General features: G+C 40.9%; 20 protein-coding genes and 1 tRNA gene. 14 read left to right on the forward strand and 7 right to left on the reverse strand.

Annotated elements, in window-relative coordinates; translation table 11 throughout:
• Window positions 1-263: 263 nt before the first annotated feature.
• The 3 genes from serA (at window position 264) to Q0779_RS13175 (ending at window position 3,193) form a co-directional block, all read left to right on the forward strand.
• Window positions 264-1,493 carry a phosphoglycerate dehydrogenase gene (gene serA / locus Q0779_RS13165; RefSeq protein WP_298773203.1) on the forward strand — a complete coding sequence of 410 codons (1,230 nt, stop codon included), beginning with the start codon at window positions 264-266 and terminating at the stop codon, window positions 1,491-1,493.
• 382 nt (window positions 1,494-1,875) lie between these two features.
• Window positions 1,876-2,838 carry a tRNA-modifying protein YgfZ gene (gene ygfZ / locus Q0779_RS13170; protein WP_298773205.1) on the forward strand — a complete coding sequence of 321 codons (963 nt, stop codon included), beginning with the start codon at window positions 1,876-1,878 and terminating at the stop codon, window positions 2,836-2,838.
• A 94-nt stretch (window positions 2,839-2,932) separates the two neighbouring features.
• Window positions 2,933-3,193 (forward strand): DUF5062 family protein, encoded by a 261-nt coding sequence (locus Q0779_RS13175; RefSeq protein WP_298773207.1) that lies wholly within the window; start codon window positions 2,933-2,935, stop codon window positions 3,191-3,193.
• 111 nt (window positions 3,194-3,304) lie between these two features.
• Here the strand turns inward: Q0779_RS13175 and Q0779_RS13180 are convergent, their stop codons facing one another.
• Together Q0779_RS13180 and Q0779_RS13185 are read right to left on the reverse strand one after the other, a co-directional pair.
• Window positions 3,305-3,856: a hypothetical protein gene (locus Q0779_RS13180; RefSeq protein ID WP_298773209.1), complete on the reverse strand. Its 552-nt coding sequence runs from the start codon at window positions 3,854-3,856 to the stop codon at window positions 3,305-3,307.
• Between the two features lie 489 nt (window positions 3,857-4,345).
• The gene (locus tag Q0779_RS13185) at window positions 4,346-8,899 is read right to left on the reverse strand and encodes a biotin carboxylase N-terminal domain-containing protein (protein WP_298773210.1); all 4,554 of its coding nucleotides are present in this window, start codon (window positions 8,897-8,899) and stop codon (window positions 4,346-4,348) included.
• Window positions 8,900-9,021: 122 nt separating this feature from the next.
• On the opposite strand from Q0779_RS13185, the gene Q0779_RS13190 reads away from it, so the two are divergent.
• The 9 genes from Q0779_RS13190 (at window position 9,022) to Q0779_RS13230 (ending at window position 19,099) form a co-directional block, all read left to right on the forward strand.
• The gene (locus tag Q0779_RS13190; protein WP_298773212.1) at window positions 9,022-9,933 is read left to right on the forward strand and encodes a LysR family transcriptional regulator; all 912 of its coding nucleotides are present in this window, start codon (window positions 9,022-9,024) and stop codon (window positions 9,931-9,933) included.
• An 11-nt stretch (window positions 9,934-9,944) separates the two neighbouring features.
• Window positions 9,945-10,559 (forward strand): SprT family zinc-dependent metalloprotease, encoded by a 615-nt coding sequence (locus Q0779_RS13195; RefSeq protein ID WP_298773213.1) that lies wholly within the window; start codon window positions 9,945-9,947, stop codon window positions 10,557-10,559.
• Between the two features lie 191 nt (window positions 10,560-10,750).
• Entirely contained in the window at window positions 10,751-11,449 is a 699-nt protein-coding gene (locus Q0779_RS13200; protein WP_298773299.1) for an endonuclease, read from the forward strand.
• A gap of 12 nt (window positions 11,450-11,461) precedes the next feature.
• Window positions 11,462-12,193 (forward strand): 16S rRNA (uracil(1498)-N(3))-methyltransferase, encoded by a 732-nt coding sequence (gene rsmE, locus Q0779_RS13205; RefSeq protein WP_298773215.1) that lies wholly within the window; start codon window positions 11,462-11,464, stop codon window positions 12,191-12,193.
• A gap of 46 nt (window positions 12,194-12,239) precedes the next feature.
• On the forward strand, window positions 12,240-13,187 hold the full coding sequence (gshB, locus tag Q0779_RS13210; protein WP_298773216.1) for a glutathione synthase: 948 nt from the start codon (window positions 12,240-12,242) through the stop codon (window positions 13,185-13,187).
• Between the two features lie 195 nt (window positions 13,188-13,382).
• Window positions 13,383-14,726, forward strand: a complete 1,344-nt coding sequence (locus tag Q0779_RS13215; RefSeq protein WP_298773217.1) for an alkaline phosphatase — start codon at window positions 13,383-13,385, stop codon at window positions 14,724-14,726.
• Between the two features lie 440 nt (window positions 14,727-15,166).
• Complete coding sequence (locus Q0779_RS13220; protein WP_298773219.1) at window positions 15,167-16,477, forward strand: alkaline phosphatase; 1,311 nt, start codon at window positions 15,167-15,169, stop codon at window positions 16,475-16,477.
• Window positions 16,478-16,841: 364 nt separating this feature from the next.
• Window positions 16,842-17,867 carry a class I SAM-dependent methyltransferase gene (locus Q0779_RS13225; protein WP_298773221.1) on the forward strand — a complete coding sequence of 342 codons (1,026 nt, stop codon included), beginning with the start codon at window positions 16,842-16,844 and terminating at the stop codon, window positions 17,865-17,867.
• Between the two features lie 113 nt (window positions 17,868-17,980).
• Window positions 17,981-19,099, forward strand: coding sequence for a site-2 protease family protein (locus Q0779_RS13230; protein ID WP_298773222.1), 1,119 nt, complete (start codon window positions 17,981-17,983; stop codon window positions 19,097-19,099).
• On the opposite strand, the gene Q0779_RS13235 is transcribed toward Q0779_RS13230, so the two are convergent.
• Window positions 19,096-20,148, reverse strand: a complete 1,053-nt coding sequence (locus tag Q0779_RS13235) for a hypothetical protein (protein ID WP_298773224.1) — start codon at window positions 20,146-20,148, stop codon at window positions 19,096-19,098. The genes Q0779_RS13230 and Q0779_RS13235 overlap by 4 nt on opposite strands.
• A gap of 304 nt (window positions 20,149-20,452) precedes the next feature.
• A complete protein-coding gene (locus tag Q0779_RS13240) occupies window positions 20,453-20,809 on the reverse strand; it encodes a cupin domain-containing protein (protein ID WP_298773226.1) in 357 nt (118 codons plus the stop codon).
• Window positions 20,810-20,970: 161 nt separating this feature from the next.
• On the opposite strand from Q0779_RS13240, the gene Q0779_RS13245 reads away from it, so the two are divergent.
• Window positions 20,971-21,870, forward strand: coding sequence for a hypothetical protein (locus tag Q0779_RS13245; RefSeq protein WP_298773227.1), 900 nt, complete (start codon window positions 20,971-20,973; stop codon window positions 21,868-21,870).
• 788 nt (window positions 21,871-22,658) lie between these two features.
• On the opposite strand, the gene Q0779_RS13250 is transcribed toward Q0779_RS13245, so the two are convergent.
• Window positions 22,659-22,743: transfer RNA gene (locus tag Q0779_RS13250), tRNA-Leu, on the reverse strand.
• Window positions 22,744-23,100: 357 nt separating this feature from the next.
• Between Q0779_RS13250 and Q0779_RS13255 the strand changes: the two genes are divergently transcribed.
• The gene (locus tag Q0779_RS13255; RefSeq protein WP_298773229.1) at window positions 23,101-23,235 is read left to right on the forward strand and encodes a DUF3149 domain-containing protein; all 135 of its coding nucleotides are present in this window, start codon (window positions 23,101-23,103) and stop codon (window positions 23,233-23,235) included.
• 81 nt (window positions 23,236-23,316) lie between these two features.
• Here the strand turns inward: Q0779_RS13255 and parC are convergent, their stop codons facing one another.
• Together parC and Q0779_RS13265 are read right to left on the reverse strand one after the other, a co-directional pair.
• On the reverse strand, window positions 23,317-25,593 hold the full coding sequence (gene parC / locus Q0779_RS13260) for a DNA topoisomerase IV subunit A (protein WP_298773231.1): 2,277 nt from the start codon (window positions 25,591-25,593) through the stop codon (window positions 23,317-23,319).
• Entirely contained in the window at window positions 25,594-26,721 is a 1,128-nt protein-coding gene (locus Q0779_RS13265) for a PQQ-dependent sugar dehydrogenase (RefSeq protein ID WP_298773232.1), read from the reverse strand.
• Window positions 26,722-26,759 lie beyond the last annotated feature (38 nt).

Here is a 26,759-nt window from a genome sequence, read left to right on the forward strand (position 1 = left end):
CAGCGTGCCTAGTGATTCTAAGCTGGTGTTCAGTAACGCAGAATAAAAGGCCTTGCTTTTACATATAAAGAGACCAGCCCCTTGGGAGTCTGTAAAATCACCTACTTCTACGTTGCATCACCTTAAAAGGCAATAAGCATTCCTGCAATAATACGCCTTGAATTAGGCACTTTTACAGGCTCTGAAAACAGGCATCTTCAAGTATCACGGGTATACACAACAGATACTTGCAGAAACCAACACATTTAAAAGGTACTCACATCATGGCGCAATACTCGCTGGAAAAGGATAAAATCAAGATCCTGTTATTAGAAGGCGTTCATCAATCGGCTATTGACGTGTTTCAACGCGCCGGCTATACCAATATTGAATACCATAAAGCCTCTTTGGGAGAAGAAACTTTACAAATAGCCATTAAAGATGCGCATTTTGTTGGATTACGATCCCGTACTCAATTAACCGAAAACGTTATTAACCAAGCCGACAAACTCGTCGGCATTGGCTGTTTTTGTATCGGTACTAACCAAGTCAATCTAAAAGCTGCCGAAAAACGAGGGATCCCAGTATTTAACGCACCCTTTTCCAATACTCGAAGTGTAGCTGAACTCGTACTGGGCCAAGCTATTATGCTTTTACGAGGGATCCCAAAACGCAATGCAGCAGCTCATAGAGGCGAATGGCTAAAAAATGCCATTGGCAGCTTTGAAGCGCGTGGTAAAACCTTAGGTGTCATTGGTTATGGGCATATTGGTACTCAATTAGGTATTTTAGCTGAAACTCTAGGCATGCGAGTCATCTTCTTTGATATTGAAGATAAATTACCTTTAGGTAATGCACAGCAGGTACACTCTCTCGAAACACTTTTATCGAATGCTGATGTGGTCAGTTTGCATGTACCTGAAACTCCACAAACGAAAGACATGATAAGCGAAAAAGAATTTACCCAAATGCGCAAAGGCAGTATCTTCATTAACGCTTCTCGTGGAACCGTTGTTGATATTCCAGCTCTTGCTAACGCGATTAAAACACAGCACCTTGCTGGGGCTGCCATCGATGTCTTCCCCGTTGAGCCAAAGTCTAATAAAGATGAGTTTATCAGCCCATTACGTGGATTCGACAATGTCATTTTAACACCACATGTCGGCGGTAGCACATTAGAAGCACAAGAAAATATAGGGATAGAAGTTGCAGGCAAGTTAGCCAAATACTCAGATAATGGCTCCACCATGACAGCTGTTAATTTCCCAGAAGTATCGCTAGCACAACACGCTGGCACGTCACGTTTATTACATATTCACCACAATAAACCCGGCATTCTGATCAAAATTAACCAAGCTTTTTCTGAGCAAGGAATTAACATCGCCGCACAATACTTACAAACAACGGCAGATATTGGTTACGTAGTCATGGAGGTTGACTCTGATCAAGGCAGCAAAGCACTCGAGCAAATGAAACTCATTGAAGGCACTATTAGAGCACGTATTTTACGTTAGTCACTCCTGCTAGGGCCTGTTGATCTTTGGTGATGATTTCTGCAGCAGTTTGTGGGTTCTTTATACAAGGCAGAGCTTGTGTGGTGTAGTTATTCTACATAAATAAGCGATAACGCCGTAGAAAGGAGCCACAAACGCTGTCAGTAGGATCCGGCTAAACGTGTTTTACTCTTTGTTGGGAAGCATTTGCTTAGGTCACTAGGCGTCACCCCTCCTGCCGCGATTAAAACACGTTTATCTCGGACATAATTTAATCACGAAAGATCAACAGGCCCTAATAAAAGCACTCTTTATGAGTGCTTTTATTTTTTAGATATTGCACCTAGCTAAATTAAGGTTACAATCGAGAAACTTGCAAATAGACAAAATGTCGGAACACCCAATGACTAGCCTTCTCACTGAATCTAACGGAACTCTAACCCCATCCTCTCCTCAATTAAGTATCAGTACACTCACCCATTTAGGCTTAATGAAGATCACGGGAGAACAGCGACATAGCTTTATTCAAGGGCAAGTCACAACAGATATTGATGCACTAGGAACAGATGACTGGCAATGGGGGGCACATTGCGATCCAAAGGGTAAAATGCTCGCCAGTTTCCGTGCTTTTAATCAAAATGATGCTTTACTGCTATTAATGCCTAAAACCACACTGATAGCAGACCTGCCCCAACTGGCAAAATATGCGGTATTCAGTCAAGTGGAACTAGCAGAAACAAATGATGAATATACGCTGCTTGGGATCAGTGGCACTCAGGCATTAGCCTGGATAACAGAACAATTTGGTGAGATAGTGAATAACATCACACTCATCAAGAACACTATAATTCTTCGAGATAGCCACCGTTTTATTCTCGTCCTTCCAGACAGTGAAGCCAAAAATATTATCAAAGATAATGAAGAGCTTATATGCACTAAGGAAACATGGCAAGCACTCGAAATCCATTCAGGATATCCCAATCTTGATGTCGCACACCAAGGGACCTTCGTCCCACAAATGTGTAACTTACAAGCCATTAATGGTATTAGCTTTACAAAAGGCTGTTACATGGGACAAGAGACTATTGCGAGAATGAAATACCGAGGCGGTAACAAGCGTGCACTCTACATTATTTCAGGCTATACAGAACAAAAGGTGTCACTAGAGAGTCCGTTAGAAATAGCCTTAGATGAGCAACATTATCGCAATGCTGGGAAAATCATTGAATATGTTCAGGAAGATAATAAAATATTACTGACAGCAGTATTGGCTAATGATACCAAAACTGATGCGGTATTGCGCTTTCAAGGCGATTTACAGGCCAATTTAAAAATACAAGTATTACCCTATTCATTAGAGGAATAGTTTTTAAAACGGATAGATAGTGATATTAAAACCTATCAACTCATAGAAAATCAGTCACAACTTAAGCACAAAGCGACAAACAGGGAAACAACATATGAAACCAGGAAAAAATGATGGAAAACTGTTAAAACTCGCAATAGAAATTGGCGTCGGTTACGCTAAAAAAAGAGGCTTCGCCGACTTTGATAAAGGAATTTCTCCTAAAGATAAAGTTGAATGTATTTATCGCCTTCTCGTCAAAGATAAACTCATACAGCCTCTTGCAACAGACAAAGAAGACGGCCCCAATATGAAGCATAAGCTCATTTTATGGATAAGTCGCCAATTACCTGAAGATCATCCTTTATTGCAATAAACTTAACCATACTAAGGAGGGAATAAGCCCTCCTGCTCAATGAAACGCTATTGGAAATAGAAATGAAAAAATCAGTATCTCTTTATCATTGACTAAAATGGGAAAATCAACTTACTCGCTGTGTAATTGATAAGTATAAATCCCGCCGTCACCAACTTTATCAAACTCAACGGCAATACAGTCTTGATTCATATCTCTATTCACATCAAACATATAATGAATATAAGTCTCAAATTTGCTCTTTTTCTTTTCAGATGAAAAAGCAAAATCATTGCCAGATACTTGCTCTATTGATGTAGGGATCTGGTTATTATCGACATCTCTCGCTGAAATCACCTTCAACTCTTTGCGAATTAAGTCTATAGAAACACAGGCCGTACCATTACGACTATCACCATGATTATCATTAAAAAATGTCAACTCAATATAGACATGACCGATATTATTATTAGATGATTTGAACCGATTCAAAGTACTTGAAATAATATCAGTCAATGGCGAAGTCTTACCAAAAAGATAAAAATCATGAATATCATTTCTGAAAAAACCCCTGCGCATAAAGTCGTAAGGGCAACCTTTAACGGCTATTTCGCCAACATGTTTGAATCCATTAATATCAGCAATATCCTGATGTTGATTTGCCTTTACATTAGATATGTACATCAAAGTGTCTCTCAAAGAAATAACATGAATACTTAAAAAATCGTATTCAATATCTATTTTAAAAAAATTAATTATTGTTATATCACTATTCAGGAGTTAAATATTTAACACAAATTATCCAAACAGAGTGTCTTTATACTCAAAGAATAAGGGTCATGGTAACATAAATATACATTACAAATAAACTTAAAAAACCTATAATTTACACTAACATCAACAACCATACAGTATCTAACATAAGAAATTTATATACTCAAATTATAATACAGAAGAATTAATACAAAATAAATAATGAAATATTAGTTAATAATATGTGCGAATTATATATTAATCACAATATTCAACACTTAAAACTTACATTTAAAACAAGTTGAATATTCAAACCATTTAGAGGCTGAGCGGATTTCAGTCAAAAAAACGCCCACTTTAAAGTGGGCGTTTTTTCAACTTTTAAATAAAAGCTAAGAGAATAAAACTCCCTTTTACCGATTAACTCTCAATGGGTGATACAACAAATAACAAGTCATTTTGTGATACTTGTTGACCATTACTATTAAGAATACGCTCAATACGGTATTTTTTATCTTCTGGATATAACACAGCATTTTGACGATTAAAGCCTGCAAGTGTCACTTGAGAGAACATTTTCATTGCTTCTGTTAATGCCAGTGTCTGATCAACAGTAACGATATCCCCTTCTTTAACAAAGTCAGCTTCTCCAGGTGCAGGTGAAGTATAGAAAATACCAGCACCTTGTGCTATCACTTTCAATTCGTTACTACCACCAACACGTAGCGACTCTGTATCCACACTCACCGTATCTGCTGCAGCTTCCATCTCAGCAATCAACTCAGGAATATCTAACTCAGCCATTAAACGTGGCAAATAATTAGTATCGTAAACACCTTTATTGAACGTCTCATCTTTCAAAATACGCTTCAACAATGGGATGTTAGTTGCAATACCTTTCAACACCACTGAATCTAAATATTCATATAGCTTAGTAACAACATCCTCACGACTTTCACCACGACAGATGATCTGCGCAATCAAACTATCATAATAGGGAGATACTTCTTTATCACTGGCGGCGATAGAGATAATCTCAACATCATCGCGTTCAGGCATCACACATTCAGTGATCATGCCAGGATTAGGTTGTAGCTGTAAAATACCATCGCTATCCAATGCCGCTTTCTCTGCTGTCACGCGAACTTCAATAGCATAACCTTGAGATACTGGCTCTAGATTTTCAATTGAACGGCCCGCAGCAACATCAAACTGCGCGCTGACAATATCGATACCTGAAGTCGCTTCGGTAACAGGATGCTCAACCTGTAATCGTGTATTCATTTCCATGAAATACACTTCATTTGCATCAAGATTATAAATAAACTCAACTGTACCTGCGCCCATGTAATCTGTGACGTCACCTAAGGCTCGAGTATACTCAAGCACTTGTTCTTGAAGATCAGCAGGTAACATCGTTGAACCTGACTCTTCAATCACTTTTTGGTTATTACGCTGTACAGAGCAATCACGTAATCCCAGCACTTTCGTATTACCAAATTTATCACGTAATAATTGCACTTCAATATGACGTAGGCTAGTCACATATTTCTCAAGGTATAAATCACCATTACCGAAAGCCGCAGCCGCCTCTGTTGACGTTTGCTGGAATAATCCAATCATATCATCTGGGCGCTCAACAACTTGAATACCTTTACCCCCTCCGCCTTGTACGGCTTTCAGCAAAACAGGATAGCCAATCTCATTAGCCACATTCACGGCTTGCTCGGCATTATTTAAAATACCATGACTACCAGGTACAACAGGAACATTTTGAGATTGTGACGTTTTAATGGCATTTGACTTGTTACCCATAGTCGTCATGCTTTGTACACTAGGCCCAACGAAGTTAACGCCATTATTAACACATAATGCTGCAAACTGTGGGCTTTCAGATAAGAAACCAATTCCTGGATGAAGCGCATCAACATTCTCATATTCAGCCACTTTCAATACCGAATAGGCATTCAAGTAACTCTCATCTGAGGTATTACCGCCAATACAAACAAGCTTATCATCTGCTTTCAGCATATCAGCAGGCACTGAAGTCATATCAGGATCGGATGCGACTAATACCACATTGATATTATTATCGTGCGCCTTACGAATTAACTTAACCGCTGTACAGCCACGAGCATGAACCAAAACTTTATTAATCGGTTTCATCAAGCCACGTGGATCGTCTTGCACTATCTCTTGATCGGCAATAGAGGCTTCAGGAACAAGCGTTGACAAAGCATTGGTGATCACACTCTCGATATTCAATGTCGGCTTTGGCATCAAGGGATCGATACTTCCAAGCTGATCATCAATGGTATTGCTAAATGGATTCGTCACTAACCCATGCATAGCACCTGGTACTTTAGACAAGTAATTCGACAAAGTCGAAGTGGAAGGTAAATAAGCAGGTACAACCATTTGCCCAGCAAAAGGCATATTCGTCCCAGAAAGGTAATAAGTTTGTACTAAAGGATGCGTCACAAAGCTGGCTTGTGCACCACCGGTACAATCGCCATAACCAAACATAAGCACAGGCAATTCATTATCACGAATAAAGCGAGTGATCCTATCGTTAACCACCGCCATAGAAAAGAGCGCTGCCGCACCTTCTTTTGTTTGCATACCACCGGAACTGATAAAGCAAATCACAGGTAGCTTGCGCTTAGCACACTCAATCAATAGCGCACTGAATTTTTCAGCACTGGCCATATCAAATGCACCCGCTTGGAAAGCGGTATTGGACACAGCAACGCCCACACGCATGTGTTGGCCTTCACTTTCAAAATCCGCTAATCCGGTTATTAAACCACAAGGGCGAACCCCCCTGTCTAACGCATCTTCAATAGATAATCTAAAGCCAGGAAAGTTTAATAAATTAGCTGAAATTTTATCGCCATTAATCTCTTCAAATTGCGTGAAGAATTTATCAACAATGGCATTCCACGTCATTTTACCCGCACGCTTTTCATCACGTAGCACTTTCTGGATCAACAAATCTTGGTAACCCATGGTCAAACGGTTCCAGAAATCTTTCCGGCGACCAATACGGACAGGGTTAATAGCACCGGTATATTCGTTGCTTTCTTCTTCGCTATCAAAATATTCTGGTAATAAACGTTCAAAGAAGTAAGTTAAAATAACAAACAAACTGTCATTTAATTGCGGGAATCCGACACTTTTCCATTGCTCAGTGCGCGTTAATAACTCTGCACGATTTGACTGAGACATGAAATATTTCAGCCACTTATAAAACTTACTCTTATCATTAGGCACATCTTGTGTCGAAATAGCCGAATCAATCGAATCATGTAACAGGTTATTAACGGAACCACGTGCCAAACTTTTTGACATCATAGCTTCTTTCGCAATCGACGCCAAATTACCGACCACGTTGTCATATAAAGCATTAAAAATCAGAATATTACGACATTGCCAGATAAAATCTTCACGAAGGTCTTCATGTTGAATAACATCAAGAACTGTCAATTGGTTCAGCTCAGGCCAGTCAGCCTGTTTCACTGCATCAGGTAAACTTTCAAGGTGCTGAATAAGTCCTTTAAAGTTATTCTCAGCATTACCTTTCCAGCGATGGAATAACGACCAACCTATATTAAAGATAAGGGCCTTACGCGCCTTTTTATAATTCTCTTTCGGTTCACCTAAAATGAAACGCGTCAACATATTACGTTCAGTTGACACATCCTCACGCTTAGCAATAAAGTTACCCCAAAGTTTATTGAGATCTTCATCATAAACGAGTTTATCAGGGCTCGATAACCATGACTGGAACACTCTATTTTGCTCTTGGGCAATTCGCTCTAGCAAATCACCTTCTGGCACGCTCACCTTAGATAAGCGACCATATTGCTCTTGTGAAATTGAGTGAATACGACTACGCAAGGTCAAATAACGTAAATAACGATAAGCACTACCGAACAAGTTAAAATACATGGTCGGATTAGTCGCTACAGCCAATTCAGCATTCACTTCTAATGCCGTTAAGCTCTTTGAGGGCTTAACAAAGCGCGCTAAACTACGATCATAATGCTCACGTAAATCATCAGATTCACGCACAAATTGCACTGCAGCTTGCTCTATCGCCTCGATACTACTAATAATGGCACGACGTAGATTATGTTGCCGTTCATCTTTATCACTGGGGGAGAAATCCACAATACCATCAATGCAACCTGCAGTATAAAGTTCTTCTGGCGAGACCCCCACAGATTTGGCACATTCTTGCCAAGATAAATTATATTTACGCGCAATACTTTGCAAACCTTGAGGCTGAATGGTATTAAAAATACCATCACGTAACGACAACAAGATGTTCGCCGCAGCCAGAGGAATAGCCCCACCAGAATAACCCGCCCCAATCACAATACCCACTGTGGGGACATCCACATTCGCACTTTCGGCAATAGCCTTTGAGATAGAATGTGCTTGGTTTTGACTATTAGCAATTTCACCCGCATCAGCACCAGGTGTATCAATAAGATACACTATCGGCATAGCGAGCTCGGCAAAATGACGAATCGCTTTACACGCAGCTAAATGATGCTCAGGCATCCAAGCACCGTTGGCCGTTGTACGCTCTTGGGCAATAAAACCAATACGGCGGACACGAGAACCAAAGTTAAGCTCTACTTCTGCACTATAAAAAGAACCGATGTGGGTTTCAGTGATTAACTTGCCTTTTAAGTCGGCAATAACACGTTTTGCCCCAAGACGATTTTTGTCTTGTGTGGGCTGAATAACCTTAGTGACGTACTCATCTACATCAAGTTGAGCAAGACTTTTTAAATTACTTTCAATGGCTTCATCATTTAAAAGCCCCTTAATCTCTTCTGATAAGGTTTGCTTGCTGTGCTCAGGAAATAATGAGAAGTCTTTGGCCAATTGTTCCGCTTTTAAAAAAAGCGGATCGGCGCTAACGACCTGAGTCTGGTTAGTGGGCTTATCTGTGCTGGTCATCTAAAGATCCTCTGCTTAGCCTCAAAAATTTTTTTAGCCCGTGAATATAACTTTGTTATCATGTCAAATACCATTAAACTAAGCTAGACGCTTTGTTCCATTTTTGAGACAGTGACATTAACATGCCAGATTTAAACGGTATGATGCTGTTTGCCGCCGTTGTTCGAGCGAAAGGATTCTCTCAAGCTGCTCGCGAAACAGGCATGCCAAAATCAACGATTAGCCGTAAGGTTGCCCAGCTTGAAGAACAACTGGGTGTGCGCTTACTTCAACGAAACACACGCAGTTTGAGCCTGACTCAAGTGGGTGCACTTTTTTTTCAACACTGTACTAGTATAAGTGATGAGTTAGAAGCTGCCAAAGCGACGATTGAGAATACCCATAATGATGTCTCAGGCTCATTGCGCATTGCCATTCCCGTTTCTTTTAGCCAAGAACTGATCGCGCATTTGTGTAGCGGATTTATGCGCCTTTATCCCAATATTGAACTGGATGTTCAATTTACCGATAATGATGTCAGCCTCGTCGGAGAAGGCTATGACATTGCCATCAAGTATGGGCCATTACAGTCTTCAGATTTGATTGCTAGGTTATTATTTGAGCGCCAATCACTTCTCGTCGCCAGCCCTAATTACTTAAGCAGTCACGGCACACCCGCAACGCCAAAAGATTTGACCCAACACCAAGGTATATTACTGGGTACCTCTCGCTCGGCGCCCATTTGGCCACTGGGAAAAGGCCAAGCCAAAACCATGATTAATTTTAAAAAGAAAGTCAGAGTCAACAGTGCTGTAATGGTAAAACAACTGGTGCTCGAAGATTTTGGCATCGCCATGCTATCGAGCTCTGTTTGCCAAGGAGAGCTTGCCAGCGGACGATTAATACCCTTATTACCAGAGTGGCCCATAGAGGCTTTTAAGGTCTATGGCGTCTATTCCAGTAAAAGGCAACTCGCCACTAGCATCAAAGCGTTTCTTGATTTTTTCCATCAACGTTTCACTCATCAAGAATCAATACAGTCTTTGATGATGTAATCTGACATTTTATGATGAAAATACTCCAATCCATTCTCAAAAAAACGCAACAGCAAGTGCATCAGTCTATTGCGCCAATACCACCAAGTTTGATGCCAGCCTCAGGTGTTCTAAGTCCATTACAGCAGTCTATTATCGATAGAGTAGAAGCTTGCTACCAACAAGCAGAACGGCTATTGGATTTGCATTTCCCCAGAGCTAGTATCGGTTTTAAACTGCGAGGGAAATGTGCAGGTATGGCACATTTACATCATAATCATCTCAGATTTAACCCAAAGTTATTAGCCAACAACAGCGACGCCTTTTTAAATGAAGTTGTCCCTCATGAAGTCTGTCATTTACTGGTTTATCAGCTGTTTGGAAAGGTCAAACCTCATGGTAAAGAGTGGCAACATATGATGCAGCACCTGTTTAGCCTTACTCCACGTACCACCCATGATTTTGATATCAGTGGATCAACAGAGCGCCAATTTCTTTATCAATGCCATTGCGGTACTGTTAAGTTATCACTACGCCGCCATAATAAAGTTGTAAGAGGCCAAACCCAATACCGCTGCCGCCGTTGTAAAATTCAATTAAGCCCACTTTTGCAAGATCAATGTCACCCCCTAACAAGAAACAATTAAGTAAGTTGTTGGAATAAAATTAAACAACGAAATATCCATTGCTCAGCCTAACACAATCCCTTATTATCCCCTGCATTAACACATATACCCATGAAATTTAAAGACGCATTTTAAGTTTCATGGGAATAAATTCATCAGTTGGAGTTCATTTGAAAGCTGCTTTTTTTTCCTCGTTAGTCACGATTATATTAATGTGCTTTTCACCTTTAACCAGTGCTTCCCCCGCTCACCCCAGCAGCTTTAGCCAAGCCAAAAAATTGGCTAAAAAAATGTACTCGACAACCTTACCCCACACAAGTTTTTATTGCGGTTGTGATATCAATATCAAAGGCAAAAAATGGAATACCGATTTTTCGCGCTGCGGCTATCAAGTTAGAAAACAAGAAATCCGTGCAGGACGCATCGAATGGGAACACATCGTTCCCGCATGGGAATTCGGTCACCAAAAGCAATGCTGGCAAAAAGGCGGGCGAAAAAACTGTAAAAAAGACAGCGGATTTAAAAAAATGGAAGCAGACCTCCATAACTTAGTCCCTGCGATCGGAGAAGTTAACGGCGATCGCAGCAATTTCCGTTTCAGTCAATGGAATGGAAAAGCCAAACAATACGGTCAATGTCATATGATTGTCGATTTTAAAGCTCGAAAAGTTGAGCCTCCTGTCAACACTCGAGGTAAAATCGCTCGCACTTATCTTTATATGAAAAAAGAATATGGTCTCACAATCGCAAAGAACCAATTAAAATTATTCAACGCTTGGGACAAGACTTACCCTGTGGATAAAATGGAATGTAAACGTGACAAAGAAATTGCTAAAATTCAAGGCAATCACAATCCATTCGTCAGTCGTCACTGCGGCCCTAAAGGCGGCCAACAAAAAGTAGCAAAGTAAGGCATTAATTCTATGAGAACTCCAAGAATATATCACTCAGCTTCGCTCACCATCGCACAAGAATGCCAACTGGACGAAGAAGCAGCAGTGCATGTCGGTCGAGTGCTTCGCATGACCGAAGGTGAACAAGTTCGCTTATTTAATGGTGATGGCAATGATTACTTAGCTCACATTCAAGCCGCATCGAAAAAAAATGTCACCGTCATTATCACCTCATCGACACTGAACCAGGCGGAATCCCCCCTCAATTTACATTTAGGGCAAGTGATCTCTCGTGGCGATAGAATGGACTTTACCTTACAAAAATCCGTTGAGCTCGGCGTCAATACTATCACCCCACTGTTTTCTGAACGCTGTGGCGTCAAGCTCAGTGGTGAAAGATTAGACAAAAAAATTCAACAATGGCAAAAAATCGTCATTAGTGCTTGTGAACAATCCGGTCGCAGTCACGTGCCTATCGTTCGCCCAGCCATGGCCTTGCAAGACTGGTGTGGTGAACAATCCGATGCCATTAAACTCAATTTGCATCCTAGAGCAAGCCATGGCATTAATACTCTTGAATTACCAACAAAACGCATTCGACTCCTCATTGGTCCAGAAGGCGGCTTATCAAACAGCGAAATCAACATGACAGCCGAACACCAATTTACCGATATTTTACTAGGTCCCCGAGTATTAAGAACAGAAACTGCAGCATTATGCGCCATAAGCGCTCTACAGCTTAAATTCGGGGATTTAAGTTAATTTATTCAACACAAATTTTCATCGTATTAAATAAAGGAATCGCGTTATGATCAAACTGGGTATAGTGATGGACCCCATCAGTGATATCAATATCAAAAAAGACTCCAGCTTCGCTATGCTATTGGCTGCACAAGCACGCGGTTACCAATTGTTCTATATGGAAATGAAAGATCTTGCCATGATCAATGGCCAAGCCAGAGCCAATATGAGTGCATTAACAGTCACTCCTGATACGAATAATTGGTATCAACTCGAGGAAGCGCAAGATTGCCCACTCGCCGATCTCGATGTGATTTTAATGCGTAAAGATCCCCCTTTTGATACCGAATTTATCTATGCAACTTATATGCTTGAAAGAGCAGAAGAGCAAGGCGTTTTAATTGTCAATAAACCCCAAAGTTTACGTGACGCCAATGAAAAACTGTTTACCGCTTGGTTTGCTGAGTTTACGCCAGAAACTTTAGTCACGCGTGATGAAAAACGCATTCGTGATTTTTATGAGCAAAAAGGCGACATTATCTTAAAGCCTCTTGATGGCATGGGTGGAAGCTCCATTTTTCGCGTGAAAAAAGCCGATCCTAATTTGGGTGTCATTATTGAAACACTCACCAACCACGGTCAAGAATATGCCATGGTACAAGCTTTTATTCCCGACATTACCGCAGGCGACAAACGCATTTTAGTGATTGACGGTGAGCCCGTTCCTTACTCTTTAGCCCGTATTCCTCAACAAGGAGAGACTCGAGGAAATTTAGCCGCCGGAGGACGAGGAGTCGCTCAACCCTTATCCAACAGTGACTGGCATATTGCCAAAACCTTAGGCCCAGAGCTTAAAAAACGCGGCCTTATTTTTGTTGGGCTCGATGTGATCGGTGACAAATTAACTGAAATCAATGTAACTAGCCCCACTTGCATCAAAGAAATTGAAGCTGCATTTGATGTGGATATTACCGGCATGCTAATGGATGCTATTGAAGCGCGACTCAAACACTAACGTAAAAAAGCAGGCTAATATTCATAGCCCCTCACTAATTTTAGCCTGCTGTTAAACACACTATCTGTAAACAATACACTAGACTAAATATCACTTATTCACTGATAATCAAAGACCCTACTGTAAATCTGTATTCAACATAAAAACACGCCTAAGTTTGTATCAGGATTGATAAATGAAAAAGGAATTGACTTAATGGTACTGAATAACAAAAAATACCCTGTTTACCTCACACTTCCCTTAGTACTGTCTTTTTCCCTACTATTATCGGCCGCCGTTTTCGCTGTAGGTTCCCCGCCAGAGTTAGAGGAAAATTCCGTTCCCACACAAGCTAAGAATATCATTATCATGATAGGCGATGGTATGGGTCCCGCTTACACAACGGCGTACCGCTATTATCAAGATAACCCTAACACAGAAGAAATTGAACACACGGTATTTGATAGACTATTAGTCGGTATGGCAAGTACTCACCCTGCACCATCAGAAGGGTTAATCACAGACAGTGCCGCTGCAGCGACCGCATTATCTTCAGGTGTTAAAACCTATAATGGTGCTATCGGAATGAATGAAGACAAACAAACCCTGAGTTCTATCATGTATCTGGCGAAACAACAGGGGATGTCCACAGGCATTGCCGTCACCTCGCAAGTCAATCATGCCACTCCCGCTGCATTTCTCACTCATAATGAGAGCCGTCGTAATTATGACGAAATCGCTACCAGCTATTTACAAAGTGATACCGATATTATTTTGGGTGGAGGACAAAAATACTTTCCACCAGCATTAATAGAAAAATTCAAAAATAAAGGTTATCAATATATTAATGATTTCTCCACACTAAATTCAATCGCTCAGTCTAAGGTATTAGGCTTATTTGCAGATGTGGCATTACCTTGGGCCATCGATAATCAAAATGCTCATCAATTGAGTAAAACAACTCACACCGCATTGAAACTGTTATCGCAAAATCCAAAAGGCTTTGTGTTGTTAGTAGAAGGTAGCCTCATTGACTGGGCAGGACACAGTAATGATATTGTCAATGCCATGGGCGAAATGGATGAGTTTGCTAATGCCATTGAAGTCGCAGAACAATTTGTTAGAGAACACAAAGAAACATTATTAGTGGTAACAGCCGATCATAATACGGGGGGGTTATCTATTGGAGCAAACAATATTGGCACTTGGAATGCGCGGCTTATCAAAAACATTAAAGCAAGTCCCCATACTATTGCCACGGACAATATGGAGGAAAAAGACTGGCAAGAAAAATTAACAACGCAACTTGGCTTTGCATTAAACAGCGATGAAATAGCAGAGCTCAATAACGCTAAAGCGCAGGATCTTGAGCATTTCACCAATGCCATTATTCAGATCATTAATCATCGCTCTCACACTGGCTGGACAAGCCGAGGTCATACTGGCGTTGATGTACAAGTCTTTGCAACTGGTTCAGGTTCCATTCTATTTCATGGACATCAAGATAATACCGACATCGCTAAAAACATGATCCATTTACTCCCTAAGGGTAACAAGTAACCGATATTCGATGAACAAATGTTAACCTAAAGATATATTAATCAATAAAAAGTAATAATTATGGTTTAAAAAACACAAACTTATCGTTATTTTTTTAAACCATTCCTTCCTAAGTGTCTTTCATTTTCTCATTGAAAGTGAGAAGCAAAGGCCCATAAGAATATGTAACAAACTCATTATTAAGAAATAAATACCAAAACTAACACTCATTCATTCAATCAAGATTCAACTGTCACACCTCAGGTATGAAAAATAGTCACTAAAAGTGTCATAAAAGAAGTGTAATTTCATACGCATCCTTTTACTATTCTCACCATAATGAAAACGAGGTGTAAATAACTATAACAGTTAAATAAATCTTGTCACTAACATATATACCCGTGACTGGCGATTCATCAGTCACGGTGTAAATTTATTCACTTTAAAACAGGAAAACCACCATGCTTTTGAAAAAAGCGATGTTGTTGGTGTGTGCAGTTAATATTATGTTCCCCCTAACTGCGGCAGCAAACACGACCGATACTGACGTCAATATTCAACAAGCCCCCACTCGACCTAAAAATATTATTGTTATGATCGGTGACGGTATGGGCCCAGAGTACACCAGTGCTTACCGTTATTATCAAGACAATCCCAATACAGAAGAAGTCGAAGAAACGGTTTTTGATAGGCTACTCGTCGGCATGGCCAGTACTTATCCTGCTCGAGTCAGTGGTTATGTCACAGATTCAGCCGCATCAGCGACAGCGCTTTCATCAGGCATTAAAACATATAATGGGGCTATCGGCGTTGATGAGCATAAAAAGCCCATCAGCTCCATTATGCAAATTGCCAAGCAAAAAGGCATGTCGACAGGGGTAGCCGTAAAATCGCAAGTCAACCATGCAACACCAGCAGGCTTTCTCACCCATAATGAAAGCCGAAAGAACTACGTCGCCATTGCACAGAGTTATCTTGATACCGATGCAGATGTCATTTTAGGCGGAGGACAGCGCTACTTCTCCGATGAATTAATCGAAAAGTTCAAAGAAAAAGGCTATCAATATATTACTGAGCTATCTGAACTGAACCGTATTCAAAAACCCAAAGTACTAGGTTTATTTGCAGATGTTGAGCTCCCCTTAGCCGTCAATAATAAGGGAGCCAATAGCTTAGCCAAAGAAACACAAAAAGCCATCTCGCTCCTCTCTCAAAACCCTAAAGGCTTTGTGCTCTTAATCGAAGGTAGCCTCATTGACTGGGGGGGCCATGATAATGATATCGTCAGCGCCATGGGGGAAATGGAGGAGTTTGCCAACACCATCGAAGTGGTTGAGCAATATGTGCGCGACCACCCTGACACCCTTGTGGTGATCACAGCCGATCATAATACTGGCGGATTGTCCATCGGCGCAAACGGTGTTTATGCTTGGGATACAAGCCTGATTAAAGGAGTGAGCGCTAGCCCTAAACGCATTGCCAACAACACCAAAGATGATCCCAATTGGCAGCAAAACATGATAAACAGTTTAGGTTTTACCCCTGACAGTCACGAGTTGCAGCAATTAGCGATAGCAAAGGAGAAAAGCACCAAGGCTCTTACAACCGCAATAAAACAACTCATCAACCAAAAATCCAATACAGGTTGGACATCAGGAGGCCACACTGGCGTTGATGTACAAGTCTTTGCCGACGGTCCTGGTGCGAATTTATTTAGAGGTCATCAAGACAATACCGATATTGCTAAAAAAATGATCAGCCTCTTGCCCTAAACTCACCCCATCAATCCGCGTGAAGAGTCTGACCAATTAAGGTTTCAAGACTCTTCACGCTCAAAAGAAAAATAACGCATCAAGGTCAAGACGCGTCACACTCAAAAGAAAATAACCTATCAAGGTTTCAAGATACTTCACGCTCAAAAGAAAAATAACCTATCAAGGTTTCAAGACGCGTCACACTCAAAAGAAAATAACCTATCAAGGTTTCAAGATACTTCACGCTCAAAAGAAAATAACCTATCAAGGTTTCAAGACACTTCACGCTCAAAAGAAAGTAACGTATCAAGGTTTCAAGATACTTCACGCTCAAAAAAAAAATAACGTATAATGGCGCAAATTCTTCCTTAATGTGACGCCAGTGCTAACCAATCCTTCTCAAATTATTTTACGTAATCGCGAATTAGTCGATGACCACTCAGTATTAATCCTCAATTATGAAAGTGATTTACTCCCCGTTGAATTACTGGAAAACACATCAAAAGTTTGCGCATTGGCATTGGATTATCACCATTATTTACACATTGAGCATCATAAAGTTGATAATCTAGCGGTCCACTTTGGTCATCAGCTTCCTCATGACGAATTGTTTGATAGTGTCATCATTTATTATCCAAAAGCCAAATCATTAGTGCCTTATTTGCTAAACCTTGCCGGCCATCATTTAAAACCAAATGGGCAGCTCATAATCACAGGTGAGAATAAAGGCGGCATCAAGTCTATTCCTAAACAAGTGCCTGATTATTTCAGCAAGCCATTGAAACTGGATAATGCCCGTCACTGCTTACTCTTTTGCAGTGAATTACATGGTGTGGCACCCAGTATCAATATTCAAGATTGGGCTAGCCAATATCAGCTCAGTACGCCACAAGGCGAGATCACCATTTGTAATCTTGTGGGTGTATTTAGCGAAAAACGCCTCGATGCTGGCACCCAGTTATTACTGGAACATCTCCCTAAAATGAGCGGGAAAATATTAGATTTTGGTTGTGGTGCTGGCGTCATTGCAGCCGCGTTATTAAAAGCTCAGCCTGAACTTAACATCGACTGTGTAGACATCAATGCCATGGCGCTTGAAGCCTGCAAACTGACCATGGAAGCCAATGGCGTCAAGGCCAATATTTTTGCATCCGATGGCCTTAGTCAAACCAACACGCAGTATAACGGCATTATCTCAAACCCGCCGTTTCATGATGGACTGTCCGCCACGACCCAAATTGCTAAAACCTTTGTACAAGACAGCGCATTGAAACTGAACAAAACGGGCTTATTCTATATCGTTGCGAATCGCCATCTACCCTATGCCGACACCATAGAAATGTATTTTAAACAAGTGCATGTAAGAGCCGAAACCAATCACTATAAAATTTACTCTAATCAAGGCTAACTTACTGGCAAAGCTTCACTGAAATAAATGTTGCGCAAGTGCAACCAAAAGAGTGCAAAGTAAATAAGAATATGGGCTAATACCATTAACACAATGACTAGGTGAATATCACAGTGGAATTAATCAACATCGATTGTCTCGGAAAACCCTTAAGGCTGGAAGGCTCTATGGCAGGTTGGCAGCAACTGTTTTGGGGAGATACCTTAGTGTCTGTAATTGATGCAAGTAGCGACAACGAAGGTAAAAAAACACATACCTTTGAGCTATCGGTGCAACATAAACAACAAACTCAATCTGATGAACCTCAACTAACACAGCAACTCCAAATTAAGCTTGAAACAGATTTACACTGGCAACCTTTCTCTATTCATTACCAGCTTTTTAAAAATGAAGTCTTACTCAGTGAAGGCGCTCGTGATACCAAAGATATTGAACGCCAAGTCCCGATTAAACCCGTTAAAGCCAAAAAACCATTCAGTCTAATTGGACTGGCATCATTGGGATTTAAACTGCTTAAAAGTGCAAAAATCATCAAAGTCGTGTTAGCGGGAGCCAGTGTTGCCGCTTACTCTTGGCTATTTTCATTTCACTTTGCTATGGCATTGATTGCCTGCTTGGTATTCCATGAATATGGCCATATTCGAGCGATGAAATATTTTGGCATGAAAACCAAAGGCATTTATTTAATTCCCTTTATGGGAGGACTCGCACTCAGTGATGAGAAAATTAATACTCGCTGGCAAGATGTCGTCATTTCCATCATGGGGCCAACATTTGGACTGCTCATGTCCATTATCTCATTGATCCTTTATTGGATAACAGGCCACATCTTTTTTGCCGGACTGGCCGCTTTTAATGCATTATTGAATCTGTTTAATTTACTGCCTATTCTCCCTTTAGATGGCGGGCATATTTTAAAAAGTATCAGTTTTTCCATGAATAGCGTCGCTGGCCTCATTGCTTGTGCGCTAGGCGCAGCCATCGGCATCTATATCAGCTATACACTGGGATTAGCCTTACTGGGTTTTCTATTGCTTATCGGCAGCGCAGAAATCATGTTCGAATGGAAAACCCGCCACCAAAGCCATTTATTACCGCTCGATAGATACGGTCAAATTTTCTCAACCCTTTGGTATTTCATCACTGTCGGTTTACTTATTGCCATTATTTGGTATTTTGCCGGCACAGGTGACAGCATGTTGGGACTGCCACTGAAAATATTACAAAGTTAGGGAGTGTTAACATCGGCTTGGCGTTTAGCCATAGTCCGATGTAAAAAGCGCAATCGATAACGATAACACTTCAATATAAAATTAAACCACGTAGACTCAGCGAGCGGTGCTAACACCGTCAATAACCGCTTTATAGCAAGATTCGCTGAGTCTTCATCCCACTGATCGCCAGCAATGTCGGGATAACATGAGAAATCAGGATTAAACACATCATCAAATTGCGATGACAAATTAAACCGAGCATTCAGCTTTTGGTTACTGTAAATATATCGTTGATATAACTGCTTAGCCTCCGCTCTTGAGGGTAATAATTTCCCCTGATTACTCAACCCACTACGTAACAAACAAGCTAATTCACTCTTAGGTAAGGTTTGGTTAATTAAATGACCCACTTTGGTTTTTTCAAACCCATTGGACGTGTTAACTCGCACGCCTTTAATACCCTCAACGCCTAATTGCTGACAAAAGTCCTGTACCACATCACCTTTCTCAAAACTTTCAGGTTCAAACAAGCGAATAATCATATTCTCTTCACCAAACACATCCGCCCACATACTCAACTTTTCAAAATAGTTTAGGTACCGATGAAAGCCTTGAGAAGGTAAAGCTGTCGGTAAGCTGGCATAATAACTCATCGCAGGATTCATTCCTTTTGAACCTTGCTGATGATGCGAAACCATCTGTTTATCTTGCCGCCGAATATACACAATGATTTTCACATTAAACCCTAACAGAGCTTGGCGAATATGAGCAATACGGCTTTCACGAAAAATCCAACTCAGCATCTCATTGGAAAAGATAATATTGGTTTGATCCACATCTTCACAATATCGCCTTAATTTATCTAATGCTAATACATGTGCATGACCGGAATGGACATCATCAGTCATCACCCAATCATTAGGGTGTCCATGCTTACCCGAAGGGCCTTTTATATCAAAATAATGAAAATTCTGTCGGTGCAATACACTCTGCTGTGCTAACAAAGCCTCTTGAATCGAAGAGCTCCCTGTTTTATGGCTGCCAATATGCAAAAAGATCTGTTTCATTAAGCGCATTCACTCTGTTTATCATGAAAGTGGTCCTTTTTCAGATAAAAAAAGCAATAAAAGGTTCAGTCGTACCCAACCAATGCATTGAACACTTCACAAACAACACTGAAGACATAAAAAATGCCCACACTCTAGAATATCTAATTAAAAACAATTAAATTCAGATAAATAAATGTCTAGCAAAAAAGGGGGGCAAGACAAAATGAAGAAGCACTCTTTAAAAAACAGTCGTTAACTGACGTAACACCCAACGCTTTTACCTTTTTTTACGCGATAAAACAGAGTCCAACCATCAAAAACATCACACCCAAATACAATCTCCTTCACTCCAATGGGTTTTAAACACGATATATTCAAAGGGTTCAGCATAAGGATTTTCTGCACTGTGAATAGCCTTAGGATTACAGGTTAACGTATCCCCTTTGGTTAAATGGAATAACTCACCATCAATCACCATATTCCCTGCACCGGATGTGATATGAAATACTTCCAGCGTTGATTGGTGATAATGCGCCGCCACCGAAGTGTGAGGTTCAATCACTAATAATTGAATTAATGCCTCTGCCACCAACAAATCGGCCTCACCGGTTAACAACACACTCTTTTTATAGCCTGCCATATTCAACCATCGATTTTTGCTCACGGGAAAATAAGCCATCGTTAACTCGCTTTTCTTCAAATTGATTTGGAATATGGTTTCAGTTTAGTTGAAACATCAGGCTGATACTTTAAGAGCCATAATAATTTAATTTTTCATTTTCTTTGTAGCAACTATGCTTAATTCTAATTAGAAAAATAGATCATATAGGAAGGGGAATAATGTCAGTCTATCAAACAAAAATCACACATAAACAGCAATATCAAACTTCCAAAACCCCACTGTTAACCAAGAAAACACCTTCCAAGAATGTAAAAGAAACCACAAAAGGACCTAAACACAATATTAGCCAACTACAGCTTAAACCGAGTAATACAGGACTACCCGATCATTTAAAAAACGGCATGGAACACTTATCCGGTACCAAGCTTGATCATGTTAAAATGCACTTTAACTTACCCAAACCTGCTATTGTTCAACCCCATGCGTATACACAAGACCACAATATTCATTTAAGTGCAGGCCAAGAAAAACATTTCCCTTATCAGTTAAAAGCAATCAATGGCACCATCGAAAAAGAACGAGGTGCTTGGAAAACAAAAGGCGCATCCCATACACCACCAACAATCAATAATACTCAAGTTAGAGTCGCCCCTGATAACGATGCAACCAAAGATTTATTAACTCCAAGCAATGGATTCATTTGGGGACACTTAATAAAAGCGGCATGGGATGGCGGAAATGAAACATCAAGACTCACACTATGGAATCAAGCTCGAGAAAATGCTTGGACACGTGTCGAACAGAGCGCACAACAGGCCATCAATCGTGATAGCGTAGCTGACGGAGTTTATGACATAAATGTAGAAACCGCTGATGATTTGTGGGGAACAAAAATACTCGGGGGCAACGGCAAGCAGCCTAGCTACAACCCCAAGTGGCTACAAACTGCAAAGAAAATCGATATCAATACAGCACGAATTCACAATGCAAGAAACGCATTGGATACGGTCGTCACATCCGCAACAATGAAAATACTGGATGGGAAGAAAGTCTTGTACGCCTCAGGAAAAGTAGAAGTCGGTAAGCCCAACAACTTGACCGTATTAAATGTTCATTAGGACAAGTTCCTCAGACACAAGCCGTAATAACCTGATAAATCAATGCATTTAAATTTATCATTGTTAATTAGTTTTCCAACCCATTAATATAAATTGCGAAAAAATGGTTAAATAAACCTAATGCAACTCACAACAACGAAAAATGCTCATAACCTATACTCACTCGTTGAATCGACTAAGTGCCCCGTAATGCTCGAACCACTCTCTCATTAGAAGGAGTTAATAATGAAAAAGATGATGATGTTTTTCAATTTGCTTCTCTTAATTTCGGGCTTTACCAGAGCCGAAGGACTATTTATATCCGTGATACCTAGCCGCGAATAAAGTCTGGAAAAATGAAGGGGACTCCCCATCAATGGAGGAAACAATTGCGGCAGCCTAAGTCTCTGAGTTGAAGTTATCCGGTATTTTTTGAGTTTTCACTTTTCTAGGTACATCGACTATCTGATATCCCATGGGTTCTAGCAGTCTATAGGGGGAAACCCAACCTTTGAAAACTTTTACCTAAGCACTTAACAGCATGGACAGGTTATGCTCATCTCAAATCATGACTAAATGGAATACCGTATCTAATAGTTAGCTATTAGTAGAAAAAACAACACAGATAGGGGAAAAGATAGCGGTATTAAGCAGCGCTGCTTAACCCGAGTTCAGGTTATCCTTCAAGGCGAAGATACCTTTACACAAGTATGCCCTTCCTGTCTTTAGCGGCTTATTTTTGGCACAAAAAAACCGACGCTAGGTCGGTTATAATATTTCAACTTTTAAAAAGTTGAAATGAGTATTAATGGTACCGGTGGACGGACTTGAACCGTCACTTCCGAAGAAATCGGATTTTGAATCCGACGTGTCTACCAATTCCACCACACCGGCTTCATTAATACTGTGACTTAACAAAAGTAGTACTAATACTGCTCCCCGTTAAGTTGGAGAGAATTATACTCAAGCGCCGCCTAATGGCAAGTACTTTACTTGAAGTTTATCACTGACCGCGCGAAATTCACTCAGAAGTCCTCTTGCAGGCTTTTTTAAATCCTGAATCCTCCTTCCTTTACATCACCTACATCACATCATAGTGCTCGAAAAAATGTGAGCATGTTAACAAAGTGTATTGATTCTATTTGCTCACTTCTGTTTAGGCTAAGCTGATTGATCCAGATCAATGGTTCAGACTACCAGCAAAGCTATATTGTTTGTCACTGAAGAAAAATAAAGAAAAAGGATTTAATAATGGCATTTTGGCTTGATCTCATGTTTGGTAACGCCATCGGCTTGCTGTCTATGATAGTCATTTTTAGCACCATTGGAATTGTAAGCTATATCCTATGGATGTTTGTTAAAAAGTCTGCAGAGCCTGAAAAATAAAATCAGCATAAAAAAGCCCTTACTCTTGTACAAGTAACAAGAAACACAAGGGCCAAATGTTTATCAGTGCGTAGCACGATATTACTCTTGAGAAGGGCTCTGTGGCATATCTTCTAAGGTCACCTTATCGACACGCTGCAAGCCCCGAGGCAGTTTAGCACCTCGCCGGCCTCTCTCGCCACGGTAATGCTCTAAGTCACTGGGTTTTAAAGTGAGCTTACGTTTACCCGCCCACAATGTGACTGGCGTATCCACAGGCACGAGCTGTAAATGGATCAGTAATTCTTCTCGGTTTTTCGCCCGCTCAGTGGGAATACCAATAATCTTATTCCCCTTACCTTTAGACAATTGAGGTAAAGCATCAAGGCCAAAGAGTAACATGCGTCCTTCATTCGTAATCGCCAGAATGGATTCATTACGTTCAACGCTGACTTTTTGCGGCACTAATACCTTCGCATTGCTTGGTAAAGTAAGTAAGGCTTTACCCGCTTTATTTCTTGAAATCATATCCTTATAATCGGCGATAAAACCATAACCCGCATCACTTGCCAGTAAGTAGCATTGCTCATCGTCACTGAGGAGCACATGTTGCGCACTCATACCCGGCGCCAAATTGAAGCGTGTCGTGATCGGTTCACCCTGAGAGCGCGCTGAAGGTAAACTGTGAGTGTCTGTCGTAAAAGCACGGCCACCAGAATCAATAAAAACGCTGGCCTGATTACTGCGCCCCGCCGCTGAACCTAAGAAGGCATCACCTGCTTTATAAGACAAGGTTGTACCATCAACATCATGCCCTTTAGCACAACGTACCCAACCCTTTTCAGATAACACCACTGTCACCGCTTCGACAGGGATCAATTCTTGTTCAGTGAGTGCTTTGGTTTCAGCCCTCACCACTAGAGGCGAGCGTCTATCATCACCATAAGCCTGCGCATCTTTTTGCAGTTCTTTTTTAATCAAGGTTTTCATGCGGCGATCTGAGCCCAATGTAAGCTGTAACTTATCGCGCTCAGCCTCAAGTTCACTTTGCTCGGCCTTGATTTTGACTTCTTCTAACTTTGCTAGATGACGTAATTTTAAATCTAAAATGGCATTAGCTTGCAGCTCACTGAGCGCAAACCGGCTCATTAATTCGATTTTCGGATCATCATGATGACGAATAATTTCAATCACTTCATCAATATTTAAAAAAGCAATCATCAATGCATCAAGGATGTGCAGCCGCGCTAAGATTTTATCTAATCGATGCTCTAATCGACGCTTAACAGTATTAAAACGGTATTCCAGCCACTCGGTTAAAATCTGTTTTAACCCTTTAACCTGTGGACGACCATTTAATCCTAAAATGTTTAAATTAACCCGATAGCTTTTTTGCAGATCCGTTGTCGCGAACAAATGGGCCATTAATTGCTCACAATCGACGCGATTAGAACGGGGGACAATCACTATGCGTACCGGATTTTCATGATCCGACTCATCACGTAAATCGGACACCATAGGCAATTTCTTTGCCTGCATTTGCCCGGCAATTTGCTCTAATAATTTGGCACCACTCACTTGATGCGGCAACGCAGTGATCACCACCTCACCCGACTCAACGCTATAGACTGCTCGCTGCTTAATGGAACCTTTTCCTGTTTCATACATTTTTTTAATGTCGGCGGCAGGGGTAATGATTTCCGCATCGGTAGGATAATCAGGCCCAGGTAGACATTCCATCAAGCGCTCTAAATCCGCCTTTGGATTATCTAACAATTCCACACAAGCAGACACTAGCTCTTTGACATTATGTGGTGGCACATCAGTCGCCATGCCCACAGCAATACCCGTAATACCATTCATTAAAATATGAGGTAAGCGCGCCGGTAACACTAAAGGCTCTTTCATGGTACCGTCAAAGTTGACTCCCCAATCAACCGTACCTTGACCTAGCTCACCGAGCAGCACTTCAGCACATTTTGAAAGCCTGGCTTCGGTATAACGCATCGCGGCAAACGATTTAGGATCATCCGGTGCCCCCCAGTTACCCTGTCCATCCACGAGCGGATAACGATAAGAAAAAGGTTGAGCCATTAATACCATGGCCTCATAACAAGCACTGTCACCATGAGGATGATATTTACCTAACACATCACCCACTGTACGGGCTGATTTTTTATGTTTCGATTGCGCCGTGATCCCTAATTCACTCATCGCATATATAATACGACGTTGCACGGGTTTGAGTCCGTCACCAATATGGGGCAATGCACGATCCATAATCACATACATCGAATAATTCAGATAAGCTTCTTCGGTAAAGCGGCGCAGTGGCATCTGCTCTACCCCATCAAGGCTTAAATCTATTGCATCACTCATCTATAAAATATCCTGTACTTGATGATCATTATTATTATAAAAGAGTCGATAAACTCGACCTTTAAAATCATCAGAAATAAACAAAGCACCATCAGGTGCCGTGATTAAAGAATAAGGTTGAGCTATCGGAAATTCACTGTCTAAAAAGCTCACCATGGTTTTCCGTTTAACCACCCGTTGAGACTCAAGCACCAATAACATGACTTGATAGCCCACTTTACTTGAACGATTCCAAGAGCCATTTTCAGCAACAAAGAGTTGATTTTGATACTGACTGGGAAATTGATGCCCACGATAAAAATGCAATCCCATTGGACCCACATGTGCCGGTAACTCATACACAGGTTCAGTCACTTTCAGGCCTTTAGGCTTAGTAAAAGCCGCTTCTTTTACCGCTTTACCATGAAAATATGGAAAACCATAATGGGCGCCCACTTGATCCACTCGATTAATCTCATCTGCTGGTAAATTATCACCGAGCCAATTTCGCCCTAAATCGGCAAACCACAATTGATTATCTTTAGACCAATCAAACCCTGTCACTCGACGGATCCCCTTTGCAATCACTTCACTGTCACCGGTGTCGATATTAATCGCTAACATCTGGCCTAAAGGTGGCTTAGCCTCACACACATTACAATCCACACCTAAACTGACATATAAACGTCCATCTGGGCCAAATTGCATGGCACGGCGACTTTTTATCACCTCAGCAGGGAGTTTCTTATACACTTCTTCGGGCCTAACACGTCGCCTAAGATTGTTTTCAATATCCCGATAACGTAAAATTTTTTTCTCACTCGCCACAAACAAATCGCCCTGATAAAAAGCAATTGCTTCCGGCATATTCAGGCCATGAGCCACCACATAGCGTTTATTGACACGACCACTGCCATTTGTGTCAACTAACGCATGAATAAGCCCACTTTTTCCTGTACCAATAAATAACGTACCTTTATCGCCTATGGCTAATTGTTTTGCATCCCCTAGATTAGAAGCATATAAGCTAATTGAAAATCCATCGGCCACTTTCACCTTTGATAAATCAACAGCATGGGACTGAACACTCCACGCATAAACCGTCAATAACCATAATCCAAACCATTGTTTTCTATGAATACGTATCATGATCATTACCCTAAGATTATTCCCTTAACCATTCATGT

The organism is uncultured Shewanella sp. (assembly GCF_947491715.1).
In the GTDB taxonomy this organism is placed as follows: Bacteria; Pseudomonadota; Gammaproteobacteria; order Enterobacterales; family Shewanellaceae; genus Shewanella.

Excerpts from the sequence above, each read along its gene's own strand:
- serA (WP_298773203.1), top strand. The coding sequence starts at position 264 with ATGGCGCAATACTCGCTGGAAAAGGATAAAATCAAGATCCTGTTATTA.
- ygfZ (WP_298773205.1), top strand. The coding sequence starts at position 1,876 with ATGACTAGCCTTCTCACTGAATCTAACGGAACTCTAACCCCATCCTCT.
- Q0779_RS13175 (WP_298773207.1), top strand. The coding sequence starts at position 2,933 with ATGAAACCAGGAAAAAATGATGGAAAACTGTTAAAACTCGCAATAGAA.
- Q0779_RS13180 (WP_298773209.1), bottom strand. The coding sequence starts at position 3,856 with ATGTACATATCTAATGTAAAGGCAAATCAACATCAGGATATTGCTGAT.
- Q0779_RS13185 (WP_298773210.1), bottom strand. The coding sequence starts at position 8,899 with ATGACCAGCACAGATAAGCCCACTAACCAGACTCAGGTCGTTAGCGCC.
- Q0779_RS13190 (WP_298773212.1), top strand. The coding sequence starts at position 9,022 with ATGCCAGATTTAAACGGTATGATGCTGTTTGCCGCCGTTGTTCGAGCG.
- Q0779_RS13195 (WP_298773213.1), top strand. The coding sequence starts at position 9,945 with ATGATGAAAATACTCCAATCCATTCTCAAAAAAACGCAACAGCAAGTG.
- Q0779_RS13200 (WP_298773299.1), top strand. The coding sequence starts at position 10,751 with ATGTGCTTTTCACCTTTAACCAGTGCTTCCCCCGCTCACCCCAGCAGC.
- rsmE (WP_298773215.1), top strand. The coding sequence starts at position 11,462 with ATGAGAACTCCAAGAATATATCACTCAGCTTCGCTCACCATCGCACAA.
- gshB (WP_298773216.1), top strand. The coding sequence starts at position 12,240 with ATGATCAAACTGGGTATAGTGATGGACCCCATCAGTGATATCAATATC.
- Q0779_RS13215 (WP_298773217.1), top strand. The coding sequence starts at position 13,383 with ATGGTACTGAATAACAAAAAATACCCTGTTTACCTCACACTTCCCTTA.
- Q0779_RS13220 (WP_298773219.1), top strand. The coding sequence starts at position 15,167 with ATGCTTTTGAAAAAAGCGATGTTGTTGGTGTGTGCAGTTAATATTATG.
- Q0779_RS13235 (WP_298773224.1), bottom strand. The coding sequence starts at position 20,148 with ATGAAACAGATCTTTTTGCATATTGGCAGCCATAAAACAGGGAGCTCT.
- Q0779_RS13240 (WP_298773226.1), bottom strand. The coding sequence starts at position 20,809 with ATGGCTTATTTTCCCGTGAGCAAAAATCGATGGTTGAATATGGCAGGC.
- Q0779_RS13245 (WP_298773227.1), top strand. The coding sequence starts at position 20,971 with ATGTCAGTCTATCAAACAAAAATCACACATAAACAGCAATATCAAACT.
- Q0779_RS13255 (WP_298773229.1), top strand. The coding sequence starts at position 23,101 with ATGGCATTTTGGCTTGATCTCATGTTTGGTAACGCCATCGGCTTGCTG.
- parC (WP_298773231.1), bottom strand. The coding sequence starts at position 25,593 with ATGAGTGATGCAATAGATTTAAGCCTTGATGGGGTAGAGCAGATGCCA.
- Q0779_RS13265 (WP_298773232.1), bottom strand. The coding sequence starts at position 26,721 with ATGATACGTATTCATAGAAAACAATGGTTTGGATTATGGTTATTGACG.